A 24,717-nucleotide genomic window follows, 5' to 3' on the forward strand; every position below is an offset into this window, starting at 1 on the left:
GCCTGGCTGGCATTGCTGTCGCTGGCTGGATCGCGGCGGGTTGATCGAAGTCCGCACTGTACTTTGTTGAGAATTGATCTCAATATGATGCAGGTCAAAAAACGTAAATCCCTGCCGCTCAGGCAGCAGGGGAACTACTCCACTGCTCCTTCCGCCACCTCGGAAATACCGCGCACGAAGCTGGAAACACCGGCCCCCTTGAGATAGACGCAGGGCTTGCCGGTCCGCTTGCAGTGGTCCTTCAGCTTCCAGTAGGCGCCATGGCTGATGCAGCCGGCCTGGCAGATGACCGCATCGGCGGCAGACAGCACCCCGTCGAGGAAGCGGGGATTGTCCTCCAGGCCGCCGTCGTGGTGGGCGAAGCGGCCGCCCAGCCGCTCCACCAGCCGACGGTAGGTTTCCACCAGGCCGGGCCGGCCGCCGACGCAAAGCACGCTGCGCCCTTCCAGGCGCGGCATGGCGGCCTCGGCGCCGTCCTTGCCGCTGGCGCATTCCCGGCCGCAGGTGGCGGAGAGGGCGCAGGCATCGCCTTCCGGCGCGCCGTCCAGCAGCAGCCAGGATTCCATGGCCTGCTCGGCCGCCACCAGATCGCGGCGGGATTCCTCCAGCTGGCGGGTCAGGTCCCGCACCCGGGCCTCGGCGGCATTGGTGCGATCCTCCGCCGACACCAGACGCAGGGCCAGGGCGTCGGCCCGGGCCTTCTGGCCGCCGTCGGCCCCTTCCAATTCGCGGCAGCGGGCCTCCAGTTCCACCACCCGCACCGCCAGGGCCTCCCGCTCGCAGGCAAAGACTTCCATCTCCGCCAGCTGGCGCTTCAGTAGCTCTGCCTCCTGGATCTTCTCCGCCAGACGCTGGCCGCCCTTCTCCCGCTGGGCTTGCAGTTCGGCTTTGAGGGCGGCGTTTTCCGCCTCCAGCTGCTTCAGCCGGTTCACATCCGCCTGGTGGGCGGCGCCGGCCTGGTGGGACAGCATGTGGATGTCGCCGTAGATGCGCTGGGCCGTCTCCGTATCGCAACGGGGATGGGTCCAGGCAGCCCACAGGGCGTCCGCCACCTGGCCCGAGGCCACCGCCTCCCGCCACAGGCGGTAGATGGCATCGCCATCCCGGGCCGGGCGGAAGCGCTGGATGGTGAGGTTGTAGCGCCGCTCCAGTTCCTGCTGCATCAGCTCGGCAAAGGGATTGCGCTGCTCGGCAAAGCCCACGGCCTGGGTATGCAGGGAGAAGTCGGACATGTTGGGGCCGAGTATCTTGGCCCGGGCTGCCAGGCGCCGCAGCAGATCCAGTGGCAGGCAGGTACCGATCACCGGGCAGTGGTGCTGGTGCTTCAGTTCCCACAGGCGCTTGCGACGGGAGCCGGCGCTGGGGACGGGAGCCGCCGCAGCCGGTTCCGGCAGGGCGGCCTCGCCCAGTTCCGGCAAATTGACGGGTTCATGTTTCTGCTTGAAGGGAATCATGGTGGCACCTCCTCGCCCCTCGGAAGAATGGAGCGGAATGACGGGATTCAGGACAGGCCGGAGTCGTTTTCGCCCTCACGGCCTGAACGGCATATCGCAAATAATAACAACTCTCATTTGCATTGCAATAGCACCAAAGAACTAGTCGCATCCCCGGGGCATCTCCCGGCATGGCCTGATCCGACGCCGGAGCCCGCCAGTTCTTGCATTGCAGCATCCGTCAGAAACCTGTCGCAAAACTGACGTACGCGAATAATTGACACGAGAATCATTCTTACTTAGATTGTTATTAAGCCGCGCCAAAGCGGTATCCCAAAAACATCCGCCTATTACCGCTCAGGAGCCTAGTCATGCCTTCCATCCGCCTTTCCTTCGCCCGTACCCTGGTAGCCCTCGCTGCTGCCTGGTCCTTCTCCGCCAATGCCGTGGAATACCCCATCGGCACGCCCCAGCAGCGCTACGGCATGGAGATTTCCGCCGTCTATCTGCAGGCGGTGAACATGGAGCCGGACGGCATGATGCGCAAGGCCGAGGAATCCGACATCCACATCGAGGCCGACATCCGGGCCCTGGCCAACAACCCCAACGGCTTCGAGGAAGGCCACTGGATTCCCTACCTGGTGGTGAAGTACGAAGTCTCCAAGATCGGCTCCGACCAGAAGACCTCCGGCGAATTCATGGCCATGGTGGCCAACGACGGCCCCCACTACGGCGACAACATCAAGCTCTTCGGCCCGGGCAAGTACAAGGTGAAGTACACCATCCTGCCGCCCACCGAAAACAAGCACGCCCATTTCGGCCGCCACACCGACCGTCTCACCGGCGTGCGCCCCTGGTTCAAGCCCTTCGAAGTGGAAAATGAATTCACCTTCGTCGGCATCGGCAAAAAAGGCGGGTACTAAGCCATGGCTGCCACCACCAACCTCCTTCGGCCGCGCCCCCTGGCGCTGCTGACGGCGGCCCTGATCGCCGGCAGCGCGCCGGCCTTCGCCGCCCCCCAGGCCGCCGGCAACCAGGCTGAACTGCTGAAGCTGCTGGAAAAGATGAACGAGCGCCTGGAGAAGCTGGAAAAGCGCAACGCGGAACTGGAAAAGCAGGCCCAGGCCGCCCCGGCGACGAAAGCCTCCCCGGCCCTGGAACAGCGCATCAAGACCCTGGAAGAGCAGAACGCCCGCATCACCAAGGGTCTGGACAGCGACGACATCAGCCAGTACGAGCCGGAAATCACCGCCCGCCTGAAGGCCGTGGAATTCCAGTCCCTCGACATGCTCAAGGCCGCCCGCACGGTGGAATCCCTGGACGGCATCACCGCCGGCATCAGCCTCACCACCGTGGCCCAGCGGCCGTCCGGCGTGCCCAGCGGCGACAGCAACGGCAACAGCCAGCTCAACTACCGGGGCGACGTCTTCGTCACCCTGCCTCTGGCCAATATCGGCGATACCGAGAGTCACATCTTTGCCCAGTTCCGCCTCGGCCAGGGCCAGGGCCTCAACGGCATGAGTTCCTACGCCAAGCCCAACGCCAGCGCCTTCCGCGTGCAAAGCGGCAATCCGGATGACTCCGTGGCCGTGTTGGGCCAGGCCTGGTACCAGGCCACCATTCCCCTGCCCTTCGGCGGCTACAAGCCCCGCTCCCGGGAAAAGCTGGAGATCAACTTCGGCAAGATGGACCCCTTCGTCTTCTTCGACCAGAACGCGGCCGCCAACGACGAAACCCGCCAGTTCCTCAACACCGTCTTCGTGCATAACCCGCTGCTGGATGCGGGCGGCGACATCGGGGTGGACGCCAACGGCTTCTCCCCCGGCTTCCGCGTCTCCTACTACAACGAGACCCAGAAGCCCGAGACCTGGCGCTTCTCCCTCGGCGTCTTCGGTGCCGGCGCCAACGGCTCCACCTACACCCGCTCCTTCAGCTCGCCCATGGTCATCGCCCAGATGGAGACCCAGCGCAAGTTCTTCGGCGGCCTCACCGGCAACTACCGGGCCTACTACTGGCGCAACGGTCAGGCAGTGTCCTTCGCCGGCATCCAGGAATCCCATTCCGGCCTGGGCGTTTCCGCCGACCAGCGCATCGGCGATGCGGTCACGGTGTTCGGCCGCTACGGCCAGCAGATCTCCGGCAACGTGCGTTTCGACAAGGCCCTCACCCTGGGCGCCGAACTGGGCGGTTCCTACTGGGATCGGGGCGGCGACTCCCTCGGCCTGGCCTTCGGCCTGCTGCGCACCAGCAAGGAGTTTTCCGGCGAATCGTCCTTCGTGGACGCGGACGGCGACGGCATTCCGGACTACAACTTCAACGCCAGCGGCGCCGAGCGCGTGGCCGAAGTCTATTACCGCTACCGCATCAACAAGCAGTTCGAGCTGTCTCCCGACCTGCAATACCTGGGACGGCCCGGCGGCGACGCCACGGCCAAGGCCATCAAGGTGCTCGGCATGCGTGCCCAGCTGACCTTCTAAGGAGCCGCCATGCGCCTGTCTTCCCTCGTGGTACCCGCCCTGCTGCTGTGCGCCGCCCTGTTCGTCGGGCCGGCGCCGGCCGCGGCAGCGGAGCTGCCTTCCTTCCAGATCGTGGCCAAGGATGGAAAGCTCATCCCGAACCGCCTGGAAGTGCCGGCCGGGACCAAGTTCAAGATCATCTTCCGCAACGAGGGCCCCGGCCCGGAGGAGTTCGAGAGCACCCAGCCCCGCATGGAGAAGGTGCTGGCCCCCGGGGCCAGTTCCTTCGTCGTGGTGCAGCCGCTGCAACCGGGCACCTACCGCATCTTCGGCGAGTTCCATCCGGATACCGCCGAATGCCTGCTGATCGCCAAGTAAGAGGACAACCATGCTCAATGCCCTGATTGTCGTCTGGCGCGAAAGCCTGGAAGCAATGCTGGTGGTCGGCGTGCTGCTGGCCTGGATCGCCCGCCAGGAGGACGCCTCCCGCCTGCGCCGCACCCTGTGGAGCGGCGTCGGCGGTGGCACCCTGCTGGCCCTGGCCCTGGCCTTTCTCGCCTACGGCGCCCAGACCTGGCTCGACGGCGAGTCCCTGGAACTGTTCCAGATCGGCATGCTGCTGCTGGCCTGTGTGCTGATGACCCAGATGGTGATGTGGATGCGCCGCCACGGCGCCTCCATGAAACGGGAGCTGGAAGCCGGCGCCAGCCGCGCCGCGGAAACCGGCGGCCGCCTCGGTGTGGCCCTGGTGGCGGCCCTGGCCATCGGCCGGGAGGGCATGGAGACCGTGGTCTTCCTCTACGGCATGGCGGCGGAGCGCCAGGGCAGCGAGCTGCTTGGCCTCTACGGCATGGCCGCCCTGGGCTTTGTCATCGCCGGCCTCACCGCCTGGGCCGTGGCCCGGGGCGCCCGCTTCTTCTCCTATCGCACCGTCTTCCGCGTCAGCGAGGTGGTGCTGCTGGTGACGGCCGGCTCCCTCCTCGGCGCCGCCGTGGATCGCCTGATCGGCATGGACTGGCTGCCCACCCTGATGGACCTGGTGTGGGACACCTCCGCCGTCCTCGACGACGGCAGCGGCCTCGGCCAGGTGCTGTCCACCTTCGCCGGCTACCGGGCCCAGCCCACCGCCATGCTGCTGCTGGCCTATGCCCTGTACTGGGGCTACGTCGCCCTGCGGCTGCGCTCCTTCACTCCCAACCCATCATCCGTGCGAGCCGATTCATGCCAGCCCACAGCAGCACCTTGAAGCGTCCCCTGCCCGCCGCTGCCGCAACGCAGCGGCGGGGTCCCATCGCCGGCCTGCTGCAGGCCTGCGGCCGGGGCATGCAGAAACATGGAGCCACCATCCGCGCCATCCAGTGGGCGGTGGTGGTTTTCTATTTCGGACTGGTCATCACCCCCGCCTTCCTGCCCCTGCCGCCGGAAGGCTCCAGCATCTTGGACAACCTCACCCTCTTCGCCCAGTTCCTCTTCTGGGGCATCTGGTGGCCCTTCGTCATGGTTTCCATGCTGTTCATGGGCCGCCTCTGGTGCGGCGTCTTCTGCCCCGAGGGCACCCTCACCGAATGGGTCAGCTGGCGCGGCCTCAACCTGCCCATCCCGCGCTGGCTCAAGTGGGGCGGCTGGCCCTTCGTCGCCTTCGTGTGCACCACCGTCTTCGGCCAGCTGGTCAGCGTCTATGAATACCCCAAGGCCGCCCTGCTGGTGCTGGGCGGCTCTTCCGTCGCCGCCGTGGCGGTGGGCCTGCTCTACGGCAAGGGCAAGCGGGTGTGGTGCCGCCACCTGTGTCCCGCCTCCGGCGTCTTTTCCCTCCTGGCCAAGGTCGCCCCGGTGCACTTCCGGGTGGACCGGGCCGCCTGGGATACGGCCACAGCGCCGGCCCAGCCCGTCAATTGCGCTCCTCTGGTGGACATCCGGCGCATGACCGGGGCCTCCGACTGCCATGCCTGTGGCCGCTGCGCCGGCCACCGGGAGGCGGTACAGCTGTCGCCCCGCCGCCCCGATGCGGAAATCCTCGCCAGCAAGGCGGAACAGATCCACACCGGCGAGGCCATGACCCTGCTCTTCGGCGTCCTCGGCATCGCCACCGCCGCCTTCCAGTGGACCGTCAGCCCCTGGTTCGTGGCCCTGAAGACCGCCGCCGCCAACTGGCTCATCGACCACGACTCCTTCCTCCTGCTGCAGGACAACGCCCCCTGGTGGCTGCTCACCCACTACCCGGAGGTGGGCGACGTGTTCACCTGGCTCGACGGCCTGTGCATCCTGGCCTACATCCTGGGCGGCGGCTGCGCCATTGCCCTGGCCCTGCTCGGCGTCGTTGCCCTGGCCAGCCGCATCGTCGCCAGCCCCCAGCTGCCCTGGCGGCGCCTGGCCCTGGGCCTGGTGCCCCTGGCCGGGGCCAACGTCTTCCTAGGGCTTTCCATGCTCACCCTGAGCCAGCTCAAGGGCGAACGGGTGATCCTGCCCTGGGTGCCGGATGCCCGCATCGCCATCCTCGCCCTGGGCATCGGCTTCGCCCTGTGGCTGGGGCTGCGCCTGGTGCTGCAGACCACCCCGGCCTGGGGTCGGCGCGTGGCGGCCTTCTCCATCTATACCCTGGCCCCGGCCTTGATCGGCGCGGTCTGGTACGTGGTCTTCTTCGTCTGGTAGGCGCCCCGGACCCGGCCGCCCTGACCGCCTAAAAAGGCGCTCCCTTACTGGCTCCCAGCCCTCCTCCCGGACGGCTGGGATTTCGTGCTGGTGGCCTCGCCTGCAATCTCAACTGTCAAACTCAAATGAGATAAGTTATCATTAGCGCCATTGCCGCTCCGCTTCCTCACATTCCGGCGGCCACCTTTCGGGGTCTTCCATGCTGCGTTCCGTCCTTGCCGCCTCCCTGGTACTCCTTCTCGGGCTGACCCTGGGCCCCCTGGAGCGCAACCCTGCCCAGACCGCCGCAGCGCACCCCGCTCCCCGGCACTGAAGCCCCGCCTCCCAGCCACCCACCCCAGGCAGCCGATGGAAACCTCCGCAGAAAGCACCCGTCCTTCCCCCCTGGCCGACAACGAAGCAGCGGCCGCCGCCCCCGCCGGCCTGGTGGTGGCCCTGGTAGGCCACCCCAACGTCGGCAAGTCCGTCCTCTTCCACCGCCTCACCGGCACCTACGTCAATGTGTCCAACTATCCGGGCACCACGGTGGAAGTCTCCCGGGCCACCCTGAAAATCCACAAAGAACAGCAGGTGCTGGACACCCCGGGGGTACTCTCCCTGCCCTCCCGCAGCGACGACGAGCGGGCCACCCTGCGGGCCCTGCTGCAGGAGAACCTGAACTGCCTGGTACAGGTGGGCGACGCCAAGAACCTGCGCCGCACCCTGACCCTCACCGCCCTGCTGGCGGACCTGGGGGTGCCCATGGTGCTGATGCTGAACATGGCCGACGAGGCCGAACAGCGGGGCATCGGCGTCGATGACAAGCTGCTGGCCGAAGCCCTGGGCATTCCCGTCATCAGCGGTGTCGCCACCCGCAACGAAGGCGTCGGCGCCCTGGAGGCCGCCCTCGCCAAGGCGGCCCGGCCCGAGCCCCTGCTCTGCTACGACGACGCCGTGGAAAGCGCCATCGGCCGCCTCGCCGCCCAGTTCGCCAGCGACGTCCCCCATGCCCACCTCTCTGCCCGGGGCCTGGCCATCCTCTACCTGGGCCACGACCCGGAACTGGAAGCCTGGCTCGACCAGCACTTCCCCAAGACCGCCGCCCTGCTCGCCGCCCTGCGCCTGAACCTGGAAGGGGAATTCACCGGCCAGCCCCTGGCCGCCCTCCTTTCCGGCGAACGGGGCCGGGCCGCCGAGGCCCTCACCCGCACCGTGGCCCGGGAAGGAAAGAAGCCGGCCAGCGGCAAACCCCTCACCGCCGGCCAGCTGGCGGTGCATCCGGTGTGGGGCTGGCCCATCCTGCTGGGCGTGCTGTTCCTGCTCTATGAGTTCGTCGGCGTCTTCGGTGCCAGTACCCTGGTGGGCCTGTTCGAGGAGGACTTCTTCGGCGGCGTCCTCAATCCGGCCTTCACCGAGCTGGTGCAGAACCACGTCTCCATCCCCTGGATCGTCGAGCTGCTGGTGGGCGAGTACGGCCTGTGGACCATGGGCATGACCTACGCCCTGGCCCTCATCCTGCCCATCGTCACCACCTTCTTCTTCGCCTTCGGCATCCTCGAGGATTCGGGCTACCTGCCGCGCCTGACGGTCATCGCCAACCGCACCTTCGCCGCCATCGGCCTCAACGGCAAGGCCGTGCTGCCCATGGTGCTGGGCCTGGGCTGCGTCACCATGGCTACCCTCACCACCCGCATCCTGGCCACGCCGCGGGAGCGTCTCATCACCACCTTCCTGCTGGCCCTGGCCATCCCCTGTTCGGCCCAGCTGGGCGTGGTGCTGGGCCTCCTCGGCGGCGTTTCCTTCGGCGCCCTGCTGACCTGGGCCGTGTGCATCCTGGTGGTGCTGCTCAGTTCCGGCTGGCTCGCCTCCCGCCTCATCCCGGGCAAGCGCATCCCCCTCATGACCGAGCTGCCGCCCCTGCGCTGGCCGGTGCTGGGCAATGTGCTGAAGAAGACCGGCGGCCGCCTGAAGTGGTATCTGGTGGAGGTGATTCCCCTCTTCCTCATCGGCACCTTCCTCATGTTCGCCCTGGACAAGATCGGCGCCCTGCCGGCCATCATCGAGGCCGGCGAGCCCCTGGTCTCCGGCTGGCTGGGCCTGCCCAAGGAGGCCAGCGCCGCCTTCGTCATGGGCTTCCTGCGGCGTGACTTCGGCGCCACCGGCCTGTTCGCCATGACCGAGCACCTCTCGGCCATCCAGGCCGTGGTCGGCATGGTCACCATCACCCTGTTCGTGCCCTGCATCGCCAGCGTCATGATGATCGTCAAGGAACAGGGCCTGAAGGTGGCCGTGGTGCTGCTGGCCCTGATCATTCCCACCGCCTTCCTCATCGGCGGCATCCTCAACCACCTGCTGAGACTGTTCGCATGAGCCCCGCCACCCACGAAGCCCTGCGCCTCACCGGCATCCCCGAAGGCACCCGGGCCAACCTGGCCCACTTCGATGCGGACATCCCCGCAGTGTTGGCCGAACAGCTCCACGCCTACGGCCTGGTGCCGCCCCACGCCATCCAGGTACTGCGCCAGCAGCCCCTCACCGTGGTCCTCTGCGAACAGGTGGAACTGGCCCTGGAACACGAGATCGCCCATCGCATCTGGGTGGAGGCGACGCCGGCCTGAGCGCTCGGCCGCCCCACAAAACAAAAGCCGCCGCCCGGCAACGGGCAGGCGGCTTTTTCATGCCGGAACCGGGAGAGTTACAGGGCGTCGAAGCCCGCATCCTCCACCGCTTCCCGCAGGCGGGCCTCGCCCACCTGGGCCGGATCGTAGGTGACGGTGGCCTGGCCCGGCTCCAGCAGCACTTCGGCCTTTTCCACCCCGGGCAGCTTGGACAGCACGCCGGTAAGGGAGGCCACACATTTCTGGCAGCTCATGCCGCCGACGGGGATGGTTGTTGTTGCCATGGAATCCTCACTTAAAAAACTTGGCCACAGAGGGCACAGAGAACACAGAGTTTAAAACCATCGGCGCCTTCCAGGCCGGTGGTCGACGCAGAACCCACATCAACAACGACAAAGAACCCTCTGTGAACTCTGTGTCCTCTGTGGCTAACGCCCCTATTTCGGCAACCAGCGCCGCAGCAGAAGGGAATTGCTCACCACCGACACCGAACTCAAGGCCATGGCGGCGCCGGCCACCACCGGGTTGAGCAGGCCGAAGGCGGCCAGGGGAATGCCCAGCACGTTGTAGATGAAGGCGAAGAACAGGTTCTGGCGGATCTTCGACAGGGTGGCCCGGGAAAGCGCAATGGCGTGGGCCACACCCATGAGGTCGCTTTTCACCAGGGTCAGGTCGGCGGCCTCCACCGCGGCGTCGGAACCGGCGCCCATGGCGAAGCTGACGTCGGCTGCCGCCAGGGCCGGGGCGTCGTTGATGCCGTCGCCGGCCATGGCCACCAGACGGCCGCCCTGTTTCAGTTTTTGCACCGCCGCTGCCTTGTCGCCGGGCAATACTTCGGCCTCGAAACGGGCGATACCGGCCTGGGCGGCAATGGCCGCCGCCGTGGCCCGGTTGTCTCCGGTGAGCATCACCACTTCCACGCCCAAGGCCAGCAGCCGCGCCACCGCAGCCTTGGAACTTTCCCGCAGGGGGTCGGCGATGGCGATCAGGCCCAGGGCCACGCTGCCATCGGCCTGCTGTTCGGCCAGCACCACCACCGTCTTTCCCTGTCCCTGCAAGGCAGCAAGGACGCCATTCTCCACCATGGCACCCCGCTCCGCCGCCCAGGACGGGCTGCCCAGCAGCAGGGCCCGGGAGGAAACCGTCCCTTCCACCCCGTGGCCGGCCACGGCGGCAAAGCCGCTCACCGCCTGCATCGCCAGGCCCCGGGCTTTCTGTTCGGCCAGCACGGCCCGGGCCAGGGGATGTTCCGAGCCCTGCTCCAGGGCTGCCGCCAGGGCCAGCACCTCGTCTTCGCTGGCGCCCAGGGCGACGATGTCGGTCACCGCCGGTTCGCCCCGGGTCAGGGTGCCGGTCTTGTCCACCGCCAGCACTTTCAATTTTTCCGCCCGCTCCAGGGCTTCCGCATTCTTCACCAGGATGCCGGCGGCGGCGCCCCGGCCGGTGCCCACCATGATGGCGGTGGGCGTGGCCAGGCCCAGGGCGCAGGGGCAGGCGATGACCAGCACCGCCACCGCATTGACCAGGGCGGTGGTGAAATCGCCCCCCAGCCACCACCACAGACCGAAGGTGACCAGGGCGATGGCGCAGACCACCGGCACGAAAATGGCAGAGATTTTGTCGGCCAGCCGCTGCACCGGGGCCTTGGAGCCCTGGGCCTCGGCCACCAGGCGGATGATGCCGGCCAGCAGGGTGTGTTCGCCGACGCCGGTAGCACGGCAGCGCAGCATGCCCTGGCCGTTGCTGGTGGCGGCGAAGACGGCGTCGCCCGCCTGCTTGCCGACGGGCATGGACTCGCCGGTGAGCATGGCTTCATTGACGCTGGAAGCGCCCTCGATCACCTCTCCGTCCACCGGCACCGCTTCGCCGGGGCGGACGATGAAGACGTCGCCGGGAATGAGCAGGGCCACGTCCAGCTCCACCAGTTCACCATGGCGTTCGACCCGGGCGGTCTTGGGCTGCAGGCGCACCAGTGCTTCCAGGGCGGCGGTGGTCTTGGCCTTGGCCCGGGCCTCCAGCAGCTTGCCCAGCAGCACCAGGGTGATGACGGCGGCGGAGGCTTCGAAATAGACGTGCTGGTGCTCCAGCCCGAAGAGGGTCACCACCAGGGAAAAGACGTAGGCCATGGTGGTGCCCAGGGCCACCAGCACGTCCATGTTGGCGCCACCGCCGCGCAGGGCCTTGTAGGCGCCGTCGTAGAAGCGCCAGCCGATCCAGAACTGCACCGGGGTGGCCAGCAGCAGTTGCAGCCAGCGAGGCAGCAGATCGCTGTGGCCATGTTCCGGCGCCGGGCCGAACATGGTGACCATCTGGGCCACCAGGGGCAGGGTGAGCAGGGCGGCGATGAAGAAGCGGCGCTTCTCGGCGGCGTAGAGGGCGGCCTTGCGGGCCTTTTCCTCTTCCCGGGTGGTGTCGCTGGCCACCCGGGCGCCGAAGCCGGCTTTTTCCACGGCACTGATCAGCCGGGCCGTATCCACCAGACCCGGCACGTAGCGGATACGGGCCCGCTCGGCGGCCAGGTTCACCGCACCTTCGACGCCGGGCAGACGGTTCAGCACCTTCTCGATGCGGGCCGCGCAGGCGGCGCAGGTCATGCCGGTAAGTTCCAGTTCCACCGTGGCCGGCGGCACGGAAAAACCGGCCTTCTCGATGGCCTCCACCACCCGCTGGGGCGTGGTTTCCTCGCTGTTCAAGGCGACGCTGGCCCGCTCCGCCGCCAGATTGACGCTGGCTTCCACGCCGGGCAGGCGGTTCAGCACTTTCTCGATGCGGGCCGAACAGGCGGCGCAGGTCATGCCGGCAATGGGCAGGTCGAGGCGGGAGGAAGAAGGAGCGGCAGGGGACTGGGACACGGGCAACTCGGCAAGAAACATTAGCAATGGCTAATTATGGGCGCAGGCGCCCTTAGCCGCCAGTAACAGAGGGGCTCAAACCCCATGGTTACAGACCGCCGGCACGGCCAGGGGTTTCTTCGTTGCGCGGGGATGGACGCAGCCCTCCTCCCCGCCCGCTCATGCCGGGGATCAGGCCGGCTGCGCTGGCAGACGGCCTGCCGCCTATTTCACCAGCAGGACGGGCACCGTGGTTTCATGCACCACCCGGGTGGCCACCGAGCCCATGACGGCCCCGGCGATGGCGCTCCAGCCGTGGCTGCCGAGCAGCACCAGGTCGGCCCCCAGTTCAGCGGCCTGATGGGCGATGACGGCCCCCGGCTGGCCCACGTGGATGTGCCGCTGGTAGGCCACCCCGGCGGCCTTGAGCTTGGCCTCGGCCGCCTCCAGGCGTTCCACGCTGTCCTCCCGGTAGTAGCGCTCCAGGGTTTCGTGGCCCAGGTGGCGCTGCACCCGGCCGTCGGGAATGGGCGGATGCACGTAGAGCAGGTGCACCGTCGGCACTTCCCGGTACCAGGAGAGGCGGGAAATCAGGTGATCCACGGCCCGCAGGGAACAAGCGGAACCATCGACCGCCAGCAGGAAATTCAGCATCGTCTGCTCCTCAGCATTTCTAGATGTTATGGGCCAGGCGCCAGGCACCCAGCAGGCCCCACAGGCCGAAGCCGAGCACGCTCAGCCCGGCGATGCCGCGCACCCAGGGGCGCCGCACGAAATCCTTCAGCCGCGCCGCCAGGAGGCCGGCCAGCAGCAGGTTGGGCAGGGTGCCCAGGCCGAAGGCCAGCATCACCGCGCCGCCCCGGGCGGCGCTGCCGCTCACCAGGGCGGTGGTCAGCACACTGTATACCAGACCGCAGGGCAGCCAGCCCCACAGCAAGCCCAGGGGAAAGGCCTGGGCCGGGCTGCGGGCGGGCAGAAAACGTTTGGAAAAGGGCTGCAGACGGCGCCACAGGCCCTGGCCTGCCCGCTCGGTCCACGCCAGGGCCTGGGTGGCGCCAAGCAGATAAAGGCCCAGGGCCACCAGCATCAGGTTGGCCAGCACGTAGAGCACCAGGCGCAGGGACCATTGCTCTCCCAGGTGGGCGCCGGCCGCGCCGACGGCCCCCGCCAGGAGGCCGGCCAGGCCATAGCTGGCGATACGCCCCAGGTTGTAGGCCAGATGCAGGGACCAGCGGCTGCCTCCGGCCTGCCCCAGAGAGAGGGCGCCGACGATGCCGCCGCACATGCCGATGCAGTGGGTGCCGCCGAGAAAGCCGACGAGGAGGACGGAAAGCAGGGTGGGCAGGAAGGAGTCAGCCACGTGGGAGCGCCGTGCGGAAAGTGAAAAAGGCCATGGCCAAAATTATACCGGGCACTGGGGTTTCCCCCAGCGCCCGGCTTTTCCCCCCTGAGGCTTGCCTCAAGTTAAACGCGGTATCCCGTAGCCCGGTCAGATGACCTTGCTGTAACGGGTGCGCTGCCGATCGGCGCGCAGATATTTGTCGAACACCATGGAGATGGCCCGCACCAGGAGACGTCCCGGGGGCAGCACGGTGATCCATTTGTCGTCCACCTTCACCAGCCCGCCCCGCTCCAGTTCCTTCAGGTCCTCCAGTTCGGCGGCGAAGTACTTCTTGAAGTCGATCAGGTGGGCGATTTCGATGGACTCGGTGGAGATTTCGAAATGGCACATCAGGGCCTGGATGATGGAACGGCGCAGCAGGTCGTCGGCGGTCAGCTCGATGCCCCGCAGCACCGGCAGCACGCCGGCGTCCAGGCGGTCGTAGTACTCGTCCAGGGTGCGGTAGTTCTGGCTGTAGGTGGGCCCCACCTTGGCGATGGAGGAAATGCCGAAGGACAGCATGTCGCAGTCCGCATGGGTGGAGTAGCCCTGGAAATTGCGGTGCAGCCGGCCCTGGCGCTGGGCCACGGCCAGCTCGTCGTCCGGCTTGGCGAAGTGGTCCATGCCGATGAAGACGTAGCCGGCATCGGTCAGCTTCTTGATGGCCAGGGAGAGCAGCTGCAGGCGCGTGTCGGCGTTGGGCAGGTCGCTCTCGTTGATGCGCCGCTGGGGCTTGAAGAGGCCCGGCAGGTGGGCATAGTTGTAGATGGAGAGACGCTCCGGGTCCATGGCCAGGACCCGCTCCAGGGTGCGGTTGAAGCCCATCACCGTCTGGTGGGGCAGGCCGTAGATGAGGTCCACGCTGATGGACTTGAAGCCGCTCTTGCGCGCCTGGTCCATCACCGTGAAGGTTTCTTCCTCGGTCTGGATGCGATTGATGGCCTGCTGCACCCGCTCGTCGAAATCCTGGACGCCCAGGCTCATGCGGTTGAAGCCCAGCTCGCCGAGCAGGGCCACGGTGGGCCGGTCCACCTTGCGCGGATCCACTTCGATGGAAATCTCGGCCCCATCCACCAGCTTGAAATGGCGGTGGGTGAGGTCCATCAGCTGGTGCATTTCCTCATGGGAGAGGAAGGTGGGCGTGCCGCCGCCCCAGTGCAGCTGGGAGACTTCCCGATCCCCGTCCAGCAGGTACTCGGCCTGCAGGGCCATCTCCTTGCCCAGGTACTTGATGTACTTGGCGCTGCGGCCGTGATCCTTGGTGATGATCTTGTTACAGGCGCAGTAGTAGCAGATGGTGTTACAGAAGGGGATGTGGAAGTATAATGACAGCGGTCGGCTGATACCGCCGATGTTGCGTTTGCCCAACCACAGCTTCAGGGCCTCGGCATCGAAGGCTTCGACAAAACGGTCAGCCGTCGGATAGGACGTGTAGCGCGGTCCATTGACGTCGAAGCGGCGGATGATCTGGGGATCGAAAACCAGGTTGTTGGCGGTAAATGTCATTGAAAAACAGTCGTTGCAGAACCACACATTAGGTGCGGCTTATTATCGTGGTGCAGGAACTGGGGCACGTTGACCTGGATCAAAGGCTTCCAAAGGGCCTTCCGGCGCAGGTTACCACCATCCGAACGCCCTTGGCCCAGCGAGGAACAGCATGCCGTTGAAGAAGACCAGCGCCCAAGAAATTACCCTGTCGGTCATCAAGACCGCCTGCTCGAACTGTAACCTGCAAGAACTGTGTCTTCCCTACGGTCTCAACGAGACCGAGATGTCCAAGCTGGACGAACTGGTCAGCACCCGCCGCAAGATCAAGCGCGGCGACCACCTGTACCGGGCCGGGGAGGCCTTCGAATCCATCTACGCCATCCGCGCCGGTTTCTTCAAGACCGACGTGCTGCTGGAAGACGGCCGCGACCAGGTCACCGGCTTCCAGATGGCCGGCGAGCTGCTGGGCCTGGACGGCATCAGCACCGAACACCATTCCTGTAACGCGGTGGCCCTGGAAGACAGCGAAGTCTGCATCATCCCCTTCCCCCGCCTGGAAGGCCTGTCCCGGGAGATCGTGGCCCTGCAGCACCACTTCCACAAGGTGATGAGCCGGGAGATCGTGCGCGACCACGGGGTCATGATGCTGCTCGGCACCATGCGGGCGGAAGAACGGCTGGCCGCCTTCCTCCTCAATCTCTCCCAGCGCTTCACCGCCCGCGGCTATTCCCACGCCGAGTTCTACCTGCGCATGACCCGGGAAGAAATCGGCAGCTACCTGGGCCTCAAGCTGGAAACCGTTTCCCGCGCCTTCTCCCGCTTCCAGGAAGAAGGTCTGATCGCCGTGCAGCAAAAGCACATCCGCATCCTGGACATCCCGGGCCTGAAAAAGCTGATGACCCACCAGTCGGCCTGATCCCGGGCAAGCGTCAAACAAAAAAGCGGCTCCGCGGAGCCGCTTTTTTTATTGCCCGGATTATTGCCCGGGCTTAGTCCAGGAGTGCCGGCAGTCCTACTGTTCCCCTTCCGGAAACACCGCCCCCCGCCGTGCCGCCATGCTGCGGCCGACGGCGGCCGCCTGCTCGGGGGACAGCAGGCGCCGCCCCAGGGGCAGCAGCTCCCGGGTTTCCAGATCGATGTGTCCCAGATAAAGCTCGGCCAGCCCTTCCACCATGGCCGCCGGCAGGGCCTCGCTGCATTCCCCCGGCTGGGCCGCGACGATGGCCTGCAGGCGGGCCAGCACCTCGTCCCGGGCCCGGTCCATGCGCCGGTGATCGGCCAGGATGCGCTCGATGAGGGCCTCCACCTGAGCCGCCACCGCCGCTTCCCGGGCCACCGCCTGGCTCGCCCGCAGGGCGGGAAAGAGGTCATCCTCCTCGTCCGCATGGTGATGGGGAGCGGCCACGGAGAAATAGCGCAGCACGCCCTGGGCCGCCTCCCGGGCAGCCTGGTCGGCACCGTGCCGGGGCAGGTGCTGCACCAGGCGACGCAGGGTCTCGATCTGGGCCTGGATGCGACCGTGACAGGCATCCAGCATTTCCAGGGGTTCGTCGAAACTGGGGGCGGCGGCGCCCAACAGGCTGTGGCTCATGCAATTCCTTTCACAGACCGGCGAAGAAGCCGGCGGGATGACGCGTCAGGGCAACGGAAACGATATAGGCGAAACACGACAGGGCCATGACGAAAAAGATGCCCCGCACCGCCTTGCTGCGCCCCCGCTTGAGGGCCACGCTGCCACAGCCGATGTAGGCCAGCAGGGCCAGCACCTTGGCCGTCAGCCAGCCCTGGACGAAGGGATACTGGCCGGAGAGAAAGGCCAGGGCCAGGGCGCTGCCGAGCAGCAGGGTATCCACCACATGGGGCGCCACCCGCGGCAGGCGCCCCTGCAGTCGAGGCGACTCCTGCAGCATCCAGAATCCGCGCAGGAGGAATCCGAGGCCGGAGAGGACGACGCAGGTGATGTGCAGATGCTTGAGGGCCAGGTACATGGGATGGCTCCGCGATCCGTCAGCCGGGCTGGCCGTCGGGCCGGGGCCGCAGGTACATGGCGCCGTGGCGCCGCACCCACAGGGCGAACACCAGCAGCCAGGCCAGGCTGGCCAGCCACTGCAGGTTGAAGGGGCCGGACAGGGGCAGGAACTCGCCGGCGATGCGCAGCAGGGGCACGCTCTGGAACAGCCAGAACAGGGGCCAGGTGGTCTGATCCCCGGCGTTGATGGGCCGGCCCGAATGCCCCAGGGTGACCCGGGTGACCATGCCCAGCAGCATGGAAACAAAATAGCCGATGCTGATGGCGTGCAGGGGCGCCAGGCCGCCGAAGCTGCCGCCCAGCGCCAGGGCCAGCCCCTGGCAGGCATAGAGCACCAGCCCCAGGCCCAGCCAGACGGTGGCGCCGTGGATCATGGCCAGCATGGGCACCGCCAGGCTGCGCCGAAGCTGCCACTTCCAGGAGAAATGGATGACCACGGCGGCGGCAACGGCGTCCGGCAGCCACAGGGCTCCGTGCCAGCCGACCAGGGCCAGCAGGGCGTGGCCAAGGAAACAGGCCAGCACCAGCCACAGCAGGGGCATGGGTCGGTAGATGGTGTAGTTCTTCAGCACCGCTGCAGTGAAGAAGGGCAGCATGCGATGGCTGACGATGAAGAACACCGGCAGCAGGCAGCCCCACAGCCCCAGCTCGATGCCGGCCCGCACCCCGTCGCCGGCCATGGCTGCCAGGCCCCAGGCATAGGCCCAGAGGGCGACCAGGCCCAGCCCCAGGGCGGCCAGCAGCGCGTAGGCGTGGGAACGGTCCGGTGCGAAGCCCCGGGGCTGGGGCCAGGTCACGGCCCGGGCCAGGGCGACCAAGCCCCACAGCCAGCCGAGGGACGCCACCACCAGGCCGGACACGGCCAGGGGCGCCGCCAGCAGGCCGCCCCAGAAGAGCAGCCAGCCGCCTGCCAGCAGAGCGAAGGCCGGCAGGTACTGGCCCCGCGTCAGGGCCGGGGCGCTCACCCACTTGGGCAGGGCCGTCATGAGAAAGCCGAAGATGAAGGGGGGGAACAGGCCGAACAGCATCAGGGCCCCATGCAGCCAGATGCCGGGCAGGGCCCAGGCCGGAGCCCCATAGAGTCCGGCATAGCGGCCGCCCAGGTCCGCCGCCCAGAACAGCACCGCCAGCAGGCTCTGCAGGGCGCCGAGGGCGAACATGACCCGGTGGGGGGCGCTGAAAAAGGCCTTGAACATGGAATCTCCGAAAAATCAGGCAGCCGTGGCGAGTTGCTCGCCGATATGCCGCAGGTGCCGCCGATAGACCTGCAGGCAGCGCCAGAGGTTCACCAGCAACCACAGGTTGGACAGCAGCAGGGCCAGTCCGGCCGGCCAGGCGAACCAGGCGGGGCGGACCACGGCGGCCAGCAGCAGGGCCAGGGAAGCGGCATGGGCCGCCATCTGCCGCGCCATGGCGCTCTCGGCCAGGATGCGCTTCATGTTCGGCGCCAGCACCCGGCCCTGGCCCGCGTTCTGCAGATGCAGCCAGATGAGGAAGGGCACGATCTTGTACAGCATGCCGGTGATCACCGACATGAACCCGCCCACCAGCAGGAGCATGCCCAGCAGCAGGGGCAGCCCGGGCCACAGGCCCAGGGCCGGCCACAGCTGCCCCACCGCCCACAGGGCCGCCCCGCCGACGGCGCAGGCCAGCCCCAGCCGCCAGTAGCGCTGGGTGGCATCGAGCCTGGCCCGCTTGCTGCGCACCAGCAACCACAGGGTCGCCAGGGCAAAGGTGCCGCAACCGGCCGCCACCAGGGCCGCCAGGAGGGGGGCGCCGCCCCAGCCGGCCGCCTCGGCGCCGCTCCACAGGGCCAGCAGCAGGAACAGCAGGGGCGCCAGGAGCCGGGTCAGCCAGCCGGGAAAAGCCGGCGTCAGGAGGAACATGGGCACCACCACGTAGGCGACGCCGGACAGCAGCAGCACGCCCCAGCCCACCAGGCCCCAGGCCAGGTGGATGCCGGTGATTTCCAGCAGGGGCCAGGACAGCCCCCAGGCCAGGTTGACCAGCATGGACAGGCCCAGCAGCACCGTCACGCCGAGGCCGGCCACGGCCAGCTTGAGGGCCCACTGGATGGTGCTGCCCATGGGAATCTGAACCAGGGCCCGGCCGACGGCAACGAGGAAGATAAGAATGCCGCCACCGAGACACAACAGGGCGCCCTGGAACAGTTCGCTGCGGTAGGTGAGGAAGGCCCCCACCAGGAACAGCAGCCCCAGGGTAAGCAGGCCGTGCACCGCCCGGGCCACGCCCAGGGGCCGGGCCACGCCGGCGCCGGTGGCCACCGGCAGGATCTGCAGCAGGGCACCGACCATGGTCTGCAGCATGAAGCCGGCCGTCAGCAGGTGGGTGAAGGCCAGGGCGCCGGCGGTCCAGCGGGAGGCCAGCAGCTCCGGCCCGAGGAGCAGCAGGAGCAGGCCGGCGGCCGCCGCGAACAGGGGGGCGCTGAGGAAGAAGCGCAGGGGCGCCGCCAGGGGCGGGGCCTGGTCGAAGGACAGCATGGCTTGCATGGGAAGCGTCCTGGGCGGCGGCGTGACGATCAGCGGCGACGGGCCGGCGCCAGGGACCTCAGGCCGCCACCTTCCAGATGAGAATCTCCACCGTGCCGTCTTCTGCGGTCTGGGAACGGTAGGTATAGCCGTTGTTCACCAGGGTGCGGTACAGGGGATGGGGCTCCCGGTAGAGCAGGAGCAGCATCTTTTCCCCGTCCTTCAGCTCATCCAGGCCCTCCATGGTGCGCACGAAGGGTTCGGGCGGCTCCATCATGCGGGCATCCACCACCAGGGTGGCTTCGTCGCGGGCACTCATGACTGGGCACTCCCGGTGGTCTTCTGCAGCAGGGGCAGCAGCTCACCGGCATGCCCGGCCAGATGTTCGTCGCACATGGGATACAAGACGTTTTCTTCCTTCAGGTTGTGCTGCTGCATGAGGATCAGCAGGGTCTCGGCCGCCCCCAGGTAGTCGTCCTGGTCGCCGGCGGCCAGGGCCTGGCGCGCCTCGTCCATGAGACTGCGCATCTGCACATGTTCCAGCCGCATCATCTGGGTGGGCCCCATGCGGATGCCGGTGGCCTGCTCGAAGGCGGGAAAGAGGGTTTCCTCTTCCGCCTGGAAATGGGCCAGGGTGGCTTGGCAGAAATCGGCGAAGAGCTGGGCCGGCAAGGCCGGGTCGGGTTGGGCGAGGGACTGCTCCACGGCCGCGAACAGGTCGTCGCAGCGGCGGTGGTCGCCACTCATGTAGTCTCGGATGGGGGTCATGCCTGCTTCCTCTCTGGGGTTCAGGCAGATTCTGCCCAGCCCGGCAGGAGGACTCCTTGACTGGAATCAAAAGCGCCGGACAGGTGTCCGGCGCCGGGCGAAACAGGAGGGCGGGAGAGGCCGCTCAGCCGCGCAGGATGCCGACCTGCAGCTCGTCGAACCAGTTGATGAAGCGCTGCACGTCGGCCCCCTGGTAGATAGCGCCGTGCTGGGGGCAGAGCATGTCGATTTCCATCTGGGCCACCCGCTCGCACCAGCGGCGCTTGGCTTCGTTGGAACCCATCCAGCGACGGTGGAAGCCTTCGGCGTGCTTGATGTGGCGGTCAAAATCCTCGACGAAGAGGCCAGCCTCCTCGGGCGGCAGCAGGGCGGCGCCGACGTCGCCGGAGAAGTACATGCGGGCCTGGCGGTCGTAGAGGTGGAAATTGCCGGAGGAATGCAGGTAGTGGGCCGGCACCGCCGTCAGGGTGAGGCCGTTGAGGCCGATCTCCATACCCTCGTCGGGAATGGGCACGAAGGTGTCGCTGGTGCCGCCGAAATGGGGAATGAAGCTCTCCCAGAGCCAGCTGGTGTAGCAGTGCATCTTGGGATTGAATTCCAGCCACATGGCCAGGGAGGAGATGATGTCCGGGTCCTGGTGGGAAGCGAACAGGCCGACCACTGCGGACGGATCGAACTCGGCCGCCAGGGCGGAGAACACCGCCGGGAAAATCTCGGCGCCGCCCGGGTCCAGGATCAGCCCCTGGACGCCGTTGGCCACCAGGTACTCATTGGTGTCGATGAGGGAGTCGGGACGTTCCGGATCGCGCACGATGGCCACCCACTTGTGGGTGCCGTCCTGAAAGATGGTCTGGGTCTTTTTCATTATCTCCCCCCGAAGAAGCTGGATTTTTTCAGGGTCTCCAGGGAACCGCGGATCTCTTCGACAATGCCGTCGAACTCGCCGGAAACCTGGGCCAGGGCCCCGGCAAAGCTTTGCCCGTAGGCGGCTTCGATCTTGGCCGACTTGGCCAGCACGCCGCCCAGCTCCACCAGCTGGAAAGCATCTTCCAGGGCCAGCTTCAGCTCGCGCCGCAGGCGGGAAAGGGTCTCGCGCCGCACCTGGGCCTCCCGGTCGCGCCGCCGCAGCACCTCTTCCAGGCGGGCGTTGCCGCCGGAAAGCTGGACACCGGCCGCCAGCAGGCGGGAATAGCGGGAATGCTGCAGCAGGCGGGACACTTCCACCACGGAGGCGTGGATCAGCTGGCGCAGGGACTCCATCTGGGTCCGCAGGTCCCGGGAGAAGACTCGCAATTCGTTGGAGAGAACGCCGAAGCCGAGGGCGGCACTGCCGGCCCGCTTGGCCAGGAAGATGGCGTTCAGGGCCATGATGTTGATCTTGAAGGCGACGGCCACCACCGCCTTGATCTGTTCGTTGATGCGCACGATGCGCAGCAGGTCCAGGGACGCCCCGGCAGTTCCTTCCGCGGCACGAATGCCGGAATGGGATGCCGGGTAGGTGTCGGAAACCTGCAGCGCCGTGGAGGTCATGTGAAGACGGGTTTTTCGCCAGTCAGCAGATAATGCATCAATTCTCGCACGGGGCGAATGGCGGAACCAAACGGCAGGCTGGAGGCGCCGCGGAAGAAAAGGCCCTTCTGCACGTCGCCGGTGACGGCGGCAGCCAACTGGTTGTCGATGCAGAACTGGCCATGCTTGGGGTTGCTGTCCCGCAGGCCGCACTGCAGCAGGCAGTCCCAGGCCAGGGTGCATTTGTGCTCCTTGCCGGCGGCGGCAGCCATGAGCTTTTCTTCCCGGTTCAGGTACTTTTCCAGCCAGGGGGTCTTCACTGCCCGGGCCGGCAGGCCGGCACAGCTCATGAAGTCCACCACGTCCTTGTCCTTGGCGCCGGCCAGGACCTTCTTGAATTCGATGTCGGCGTCGCCCTCTTCGGCCACGGCGAAGGCACTGCCCAGCTGCACGGCGGCAGCGCCCATGTCGATCAGCTCCCGCACCCGTTCGTGGCTGTTGATGCCGCCAGCCGGAATCAGGGGAATCTTCTCGGAAGCAATGCCCATTTCCTCGAAGGCTTCCAGCACGCCGGGGATGACCACCTCGAAGTTGAAGCGGGGATCGTTCACATCCTCCTTCTTGGCGGCACCCAGGTGGCCGCCGGCGTAGCGGGGATGTTCGATGACGATGGCGTCGGGGAGGCGGTTCTTGCGCATCCATTTCTTCAGCAGCAGCACGATGCCGCGCACGTCGGAAAGAATGGGCACCAGGGCCACGTCCGGGTAGCCCTCGGTCAATTCGGGCAGATCCAGGGGCAGGCCGGCACCCATGACGATGGCCTCGGCGCCGGACTGACAGGACTGACGCACGTAATCCTGGTACTGGGTCACCGCCCGCATGACGTTCACGGCGATGACGCCGCGGCCCTGGGCGATGTCCTGGGCCATCTTGATTTCCCGGTCGAGGGCGATCAGGTTGGCCTTTTCGATGGCTTCCCGGTTGCGGGAACGGCCGGTCTCGGCCATCAGGTCCGGGTGGTGGCGGCGCAGATCGACGCTGGCGATGGTCCCCACCCCGTTGAGGGAGGCGACGGTACCAGCCAGGCGGTGGGCGGAAATACCGACCCCCATTCCCCCCTGGACGATGGGCACCAGGGTCTTACCTTTGATTTTGAGAGGGGGGAAAGCGGTGGAGCTCATCGAGTCTGGGGCCTAAAAACAAAGCCGCCCACGATATCACAATCCGGGATGCTTGGCTTGATCTGGATTAAGCCTTTTGTCGTAGCTCCCCCGCCGGGCTTTCCCCTTCCCATGCCTGCCTCAGGGTTCCAGCACGTAGGTGCCCGGCGCCGGCGCCAGGGCCGGAAAATCCTTGTGGGGCTTGGGCGGGGCCACCAGGGCGCCACTCTTGGGCACCAGCCACTGCACCCAGTCCTCCCACCAGCTGCCAGGACGCTTCTCGGCCGCCGCTTCCCAACGCTCGATATTCTCGCCCCGCTCCGGCTCGCCCACCCAGTAGCTGCGCTTGGGCGGATTCACCGGCGGATTGACGATACCGAGGATGTGGCCGGAAGTGGACAGCACGAACCGGGTCGGCGCACTGACGTACTTGCGGATGCGATAGCACTGGCGCCAGGGGGCGATATGGTCGTCCTCCGCCGTCACTGCATAGAGAGGCTGGGTGATGCGTTCCAGGTCGATGGCCTCACCGCCGATGGTAAGGGCATCCTTCTTCACCAGATTATTGTTGAGGTACATCTCCCGCAGGTAGTAGGAATGCATGGCGTAAGGCATGCGGGTGCTGTCCACGTTCCAGAACAGCACGTCGAAAGGCGCCAGGGGCTCGCCGTAGAGGTAGCTGTGCACGTAGTAGTGCCAGATCAGGCTGTTGGAACGCAGCATGCGGAAGGAGGACATCATTTCCTTGCCGTCGAGGTAGCCCTTCTTGGCCATGGAATCCTCGATCCACTTGACGCTGGCCGGATCCACGAAGACCTCGATGTCGCCGGGACGGGAGAAATCCGTCAGGGTGGTGAACAGGGTCCAGGAGGACACCGGCACCTTGTCGGCACTGCCGAACTTGCGGTTGGCCCAGGCCATGTAAGCCGTCAGGGTGGTGCCGCCGATGCAGTAGCCCACCGCATTGACCTGAGGCACCTTGCAGATGGTGCGGGCGGCTTCCATGACCTCATGCACGCCCTCAGTCACATAGTCTTCGTAGGTGACCTGGGACATGTCCTCGGTCGGATTTTTCCAGCTGGTGATGAAAACCGTGAAGCCCTTCTCCACCAGATAGCGCACCAGGCTCTTCTTGGCGGTCAGGTCCAGAATGTAGAACTTGTTGATCCAGGGCGTGACGATGACGATGGGCTGTTTGTAGACCTGGGCCGTGGTCGGGGTGTACTGGATCAGTTCCACCAGGCGGTTGCGGAACACCACCTGGCCGGGCGTGGTCGCCAGATCGACGCCGACCTTGAAGGCATCCTCGTCCACCATGCGCACGGTGCCGGACTGGCTGTCCTTGAGATAGTTCTCCATGCCCCGGGCCAGGGACTCTCCCTTGCTCTCGACGAACTTGCGCAGGGCCACCGGGTTGGTCCAGAAGAAATTGGTGGGCGCCACGGCATTGAGCCACTTGCGCAGCCAGAAGGCGGCGCGGCGGCGCTCCTTGTCCGACAGTCCGGGGGTCTCGAAGTACATGTCCTCCAGCCGGTGGGTCATGGCCAGATACCACTCCTTCATGATGTCCCAGGTCGGGGACTGCTCCCATACCGGATCTGAAAAACGGCTGTCATCCTCGTGGGGGCGCACCACATCCTCGGAAGGCAGGCCCAGGGCCCGGCGCATGACGTGGGCCTGGAGGGCCAGCAGGTCGCCGGAAAGACCCGTCATGACGCGGCTCAGCTCCTGGGGATGCATCAGCCAGGCGGCCTGGGCATTGAGCATGGAGGTGGTGATGCCAAAAGGATCGACCTGCTTCTCCAGTTTCTCCCCCATGTCTTCCAGGGGACTGGCTCCCGAGAGGTTGATGCTCTTGTGGTGCTTGGAGGAGGAAGCTGAATTGGGGTTGGCCGCCATGGTTTTCTGCCTTTTTAGGACTGACGCT

24 protein-coding genes are annotated in these 24,717 nt (G+C 66.7%); 8 read left to right on the forward strand and 16 right to left on the reverse strand.

The window, feature by feature from the left end; all coding sequences use genetic code 11:
- Window positions 1-134 precede the first annotated feature (134 nt).
- Window positions 135-1,454 (reverse strand): DUF2325 domain-containing protein, encoded by a 1,320-nt coding sequence (locus tag OEL49_RS06440; RefSeq protein WP_287874242.1) that lies wholly within the window; start codon window positions 1,452-1,454, stop codon window positions 135-137.
- Window positions 1,455-1,804: 350 nt separating this feature from the next.
- On the opposite strand from OEL49_RS06440, the gene OEL49_RS06445 reads away from it, so the two are divergent.
- From OEL49_RS06445 to OEL49_RS06475, 7 genes are all read left to right on the forward strand, one after another.
- A complete protein-coding gene (locus tag OEL49_RS06445) occupies window positions 1,805-2,356 on the forward strand; it encodes an iron transporter (RefSeq protein WP_014236744.1) in 552 nt (183 codons plus the stop codon).
- 3 nt (window positions 2,357-2,359) lie between these two features.
- Entirely contained in the window at window positions 2,360-3,910 is a 1,551-nt protein-coding gene (locus OEL49_RS06450; RefSeq protein WP_014236743.1) for a carbohydrate porin, read from the forward strand.
- A gap of 9 nt (window positions 3,911-3,919) precedes the next feature.
- Window positions 3,920-4,267: a cupredoxin domain-containing protein gene (locus tag OEL49_RS06455; RefSeq protein WP_014236742.1), complete on the forward strand. Its 348-nt coding sequence runs from the start codon at window positions 3,920-3,922 to the stop codon at window positions 4,265-4,267.
- Between the two features lie 10 nt (window positions 4,268-4,277).
- Window positions 4,278-5,135 (forward strand): FTR1 family iron permease, encoded by an 858-nt coding sequence (locus OEL49_RS06460; protein WP_014236741.1) that lies wholly within the window; start codon window positions 4,278-4,280, stop codon window positions 5,133-5,135.
- Complete coding sequence (locus tag OEL49_RS06465; protein WP_205230882.1) at window positions 5,111-6,538, forward strand: 4Fe-4S binding protein; 1,428 nt, start codon at window positions 5,111-5,113, stop codon at window positions 6,536-6,538. The genes OEL49_RS06460 and OEL49_RS06465 overlap by 25 nt, the downstream gene beginning before the upstream one ends.
- Window positions 6,539-6,886: 348 nt before the next feature.
- Window positions 6,887-8,887, forward strand: coding sequence for a ferrous iron transport protein B (gene feoB, locus OEL49_RS06470; RefSeq protein ID WP_014236739.1), 2,001 nt, complete (start codon window positions 6,887-6,889; stop codon window positions 8,885-8,887).
- Window positions 8,884-9,135, forward strand: a complete 252-nt coding sequence (locus OEL49_RS06475; RefSeq protein WP_014236738.1) for a ferrous iron transport protein A — start codon at window positions 8,884-8,886, stop codon at window positions 9,133-9,135. The genes feoB and OEL49_RS06475 overlap by 4 nt, the downstream gene beginning before the upstream one ends.
- Window positions 9,136-9,212: 77 nt before the next feature.
- Here the strand turns inward: OEL49_RS06475 and OEL49_RS06480 are convergent, their stop codons facing one another.
- The 5 genes from OEL49_RS06480 to hemN all read right to left on the reverse strand — a co-directional run bounded on the left by OEL49_RS06480 (window position 9,213) and on the right by hemN (window position 14,853).
- Window positions 9,213-9,419, reverse strand: a complete 207-nt coding sequence (locus OEL49_RS06480) for a heavy-metal-associated domain-containing protein (RefSeq protein ID WP_014236737.1) — start codon at window positions 9,417-9,419, stop codon at window positions 9,213-9,215.
- 153 nt (window positions 9,420-9,572) lie between these two features.
- Complete coding sequence (locus tag OEL49_RS06485) at window positions 9,573-12,008, reverse strand: heavy metal translocating P-type ATPase (RefSeq protein ID WP_014236736.1); 2,436 nt, start codon at window positions 12,006-12,008, stop codon at window positions 9,573-9,575.
- 183 nt (window positions 12,009-12,191) lie between these two features.
- The gene (locus OEL49_RS06490) at window positions 12,192-12,620 is read right to left on the reverse strand and encodes a universal stress protein (RefSeq protein WP_014236735.1); all 429 of its coding nucleotides are present in this window, start codon (window positions 12,618-12,620) and stop codon (window positions 12,192-12,194) included.
- Window positions 12,621-12,639: 19 nt separating this feature from the next.
- Window positions 12,640-13,326 carry a sulfite exporter TauE/SafE family protein gene (locus OEL49_RS06495; RefSeq protein WP_014236734.1) on the reverse strand — a complete coding sequence of 229 codons (687 nt, stop codon included), beginning with the start codon at window positions 13,324-13,326 and terminating at the stop codon, window positions 12,640-12,642.
- 129 nt (window positions 13,327-13,455) lie between these two features.
- Window positions 13,456-14,853 (reverse strand): oxygen-independent coproporphyrinogen III oxidase, encoded by a 1,398-nt coding sequence (gene hemN / locus OEL49_RS06500; protein ID WP_014236733.1) that lies wholly within the window; start codon window positions 14,851-14,853, stop codon window positions 13,456-13,458.
- A 151-nt stretch (window positions 14,854-15,004) separates the two neighbouring features.
- Here hemN and fnr point away from each other — a divergent pair, with 151 nt between their 5' ends.
- On the forward strand, window positions 15,005-15,751 hold the full coding sequence (gene fnr, locus OEL49_RS06505; protein WP_014236732.1) for a fumarate/nitrate reduction transcriptional regulator Fnr: 747 nt from the start codon (window positions 15,005-15,007) through the stop codon (window positions 15,749-15,751).
- A gap of 96 nt (window positions 15,752-15,847) precedes the next feature.
- On the opposite strand, the gene OEL49_RS06510 is transcribed toward fnr, so the two are convergent.
- The 10 genes from OEL49_RS06510 to OEL49_RS06555 all read right to left on the reverse strand — a co-directional run bounded on the left by OEL49_RS06510 (window position 15,848) and on the right by OEL49_RS06555 (window position 24,689).
- Window positions 15,848-16,426, reverse strand: a complete 579-nt coding sequence (locus OEL49_RS06510; RefSeq protein WP_014236731.1) for a hemerythrin domain-containing protein — start codon at window positions 16,424-16,426, stop codon at window positions 15,848-15,850.
- A gap of 10 nt (window positions 16,427-16,436) precedes the next feature.
- Window positions 16,437-16,823, reverse strand: a complete 387-nt coding sequence (locus tag OEL49_RS06515) for a SirB2 family protein (RefSeq protein ID WP_014236730.1) — start codon at window positions 16,821-16,823, stop codon at window positions 16,437-16,439.
- Window positions 16,824-16,842: 19 nt separating this feature from the next.
- Window positions 16,843-18,060 carry an NnrS family protein gene (locus OEL49_RS06520; protein WP_014236729.1) on the reverse strand — a complete coding sequence of 406 codons (1,218 nt, stop codon included), beginning with the start codon at window positions 18,058-18,060 and terminating at the stop codon, window positions 16,843-16,845.
- 15 nt (window positions 18,061-18,075) lie between these two features.
- On the reverse strand, window positions 18,076-19,374 hold the full coding sequence (locus tag OEL49_RS06525) for a hypothetical protein (RefSeq protein ID WP_014236728.1): 1,299 nt from the start codon (window positions 19,372-19,374) through the stop codon (window positions 18,076-18,078).
- 58 nt (window positions 19,375-19,432) lie between these two features.
- Window positions 19,433-19,672 (reverse strand): DUF2249 domain-containing protein, encoded by a 240-nt coding sequence (locus tag OEL49_RS06530; protein ID WP_014236727.1) that lies wholly within the window; start codon window positions 19,670-19,672, stop codon window positions 19,433-19,435.
- Window positions 19,669-20,121, reverse strand: coding sequence for a hemerythrin domain-containing protein (locus OEL49_RS06535; RefSeq protein ID WP_014236726.1), 453 nt, complete (start codon window positions 20,119-20,121; stop codon window positions 19,669-19,671). Before OEL49_RS06535 ends, OEL49_RS06530 begins: the two co-directional genes overlap by 4 nt.
- A gap of 124 nt (window positions 20,122-20,245) precedes the next feature.
- Window positions 20,246-20,986 carry an MBL fold metallo-hydrolase gene (locus tag OEL49_RS06540; protein WP_014236725.1) on the reverse strand — a complete coding sequence of 247 codons (741 nt, stop codon included), beginning with the start codon at window positions 20,984-20,986 and terminating at the stop codon, window positions 20,246-20,248.
- Window positions 20,986-21,651: a chemotaxis protein gene (locus OEL49_RS06545; RefSeq protein WP_287874243.1), complete on the reverse strand. Its 666-nt coding sequence runs from the start codon at window positions 21,649-21,651 to the stop codon at window positions 20,986-20,988. Before OEL49_RS06545 ends, OEL49_RS06540 begins: the two co-directional genes overlap by 1 nt.
- On the reverse strand, window positions 21,648-22,811 hold the full coding sequence (locus OEL49_RS06550) for an NAD(P)H-dependent flavin oxidoreductase (RefSeq protein ID WP_014236723.1): 1,164 nt from the start codon (window positions 22,809-22,811) through the stop codon (window positions 21,648-21,650). The genes OEL49_RS06545 and OEL49_RS06550 overlap by 4 nt, the downstream gene beginning before the upstream one ends.
- A 120-nt stretch (window positions 22,812-22,931) precedes the next feature.
- On the reverse strand, window positions 22,932-24,689 hold the full coding sequence (locus OEL49_RS06555; protein WP_014236722.1) for a PHA/PHB synthase family protein: 1,758 nt from the start codon (window positions 24,687-24,689) through the stop codon (window positions 22,932-22,934).
- Between the last annotated feature and the right edge of the window lie 28 nt (window positions 24,690-24,717).

It is taken from the genome of Azospira sp. (assembly GCF_030247495.1).
Lineage (GTDB): Bacteria > Pseudomonadota > Gammaproteobacteria > Burkholderiales > Rhodocyclaceae > Azospira > Azospira oryzae.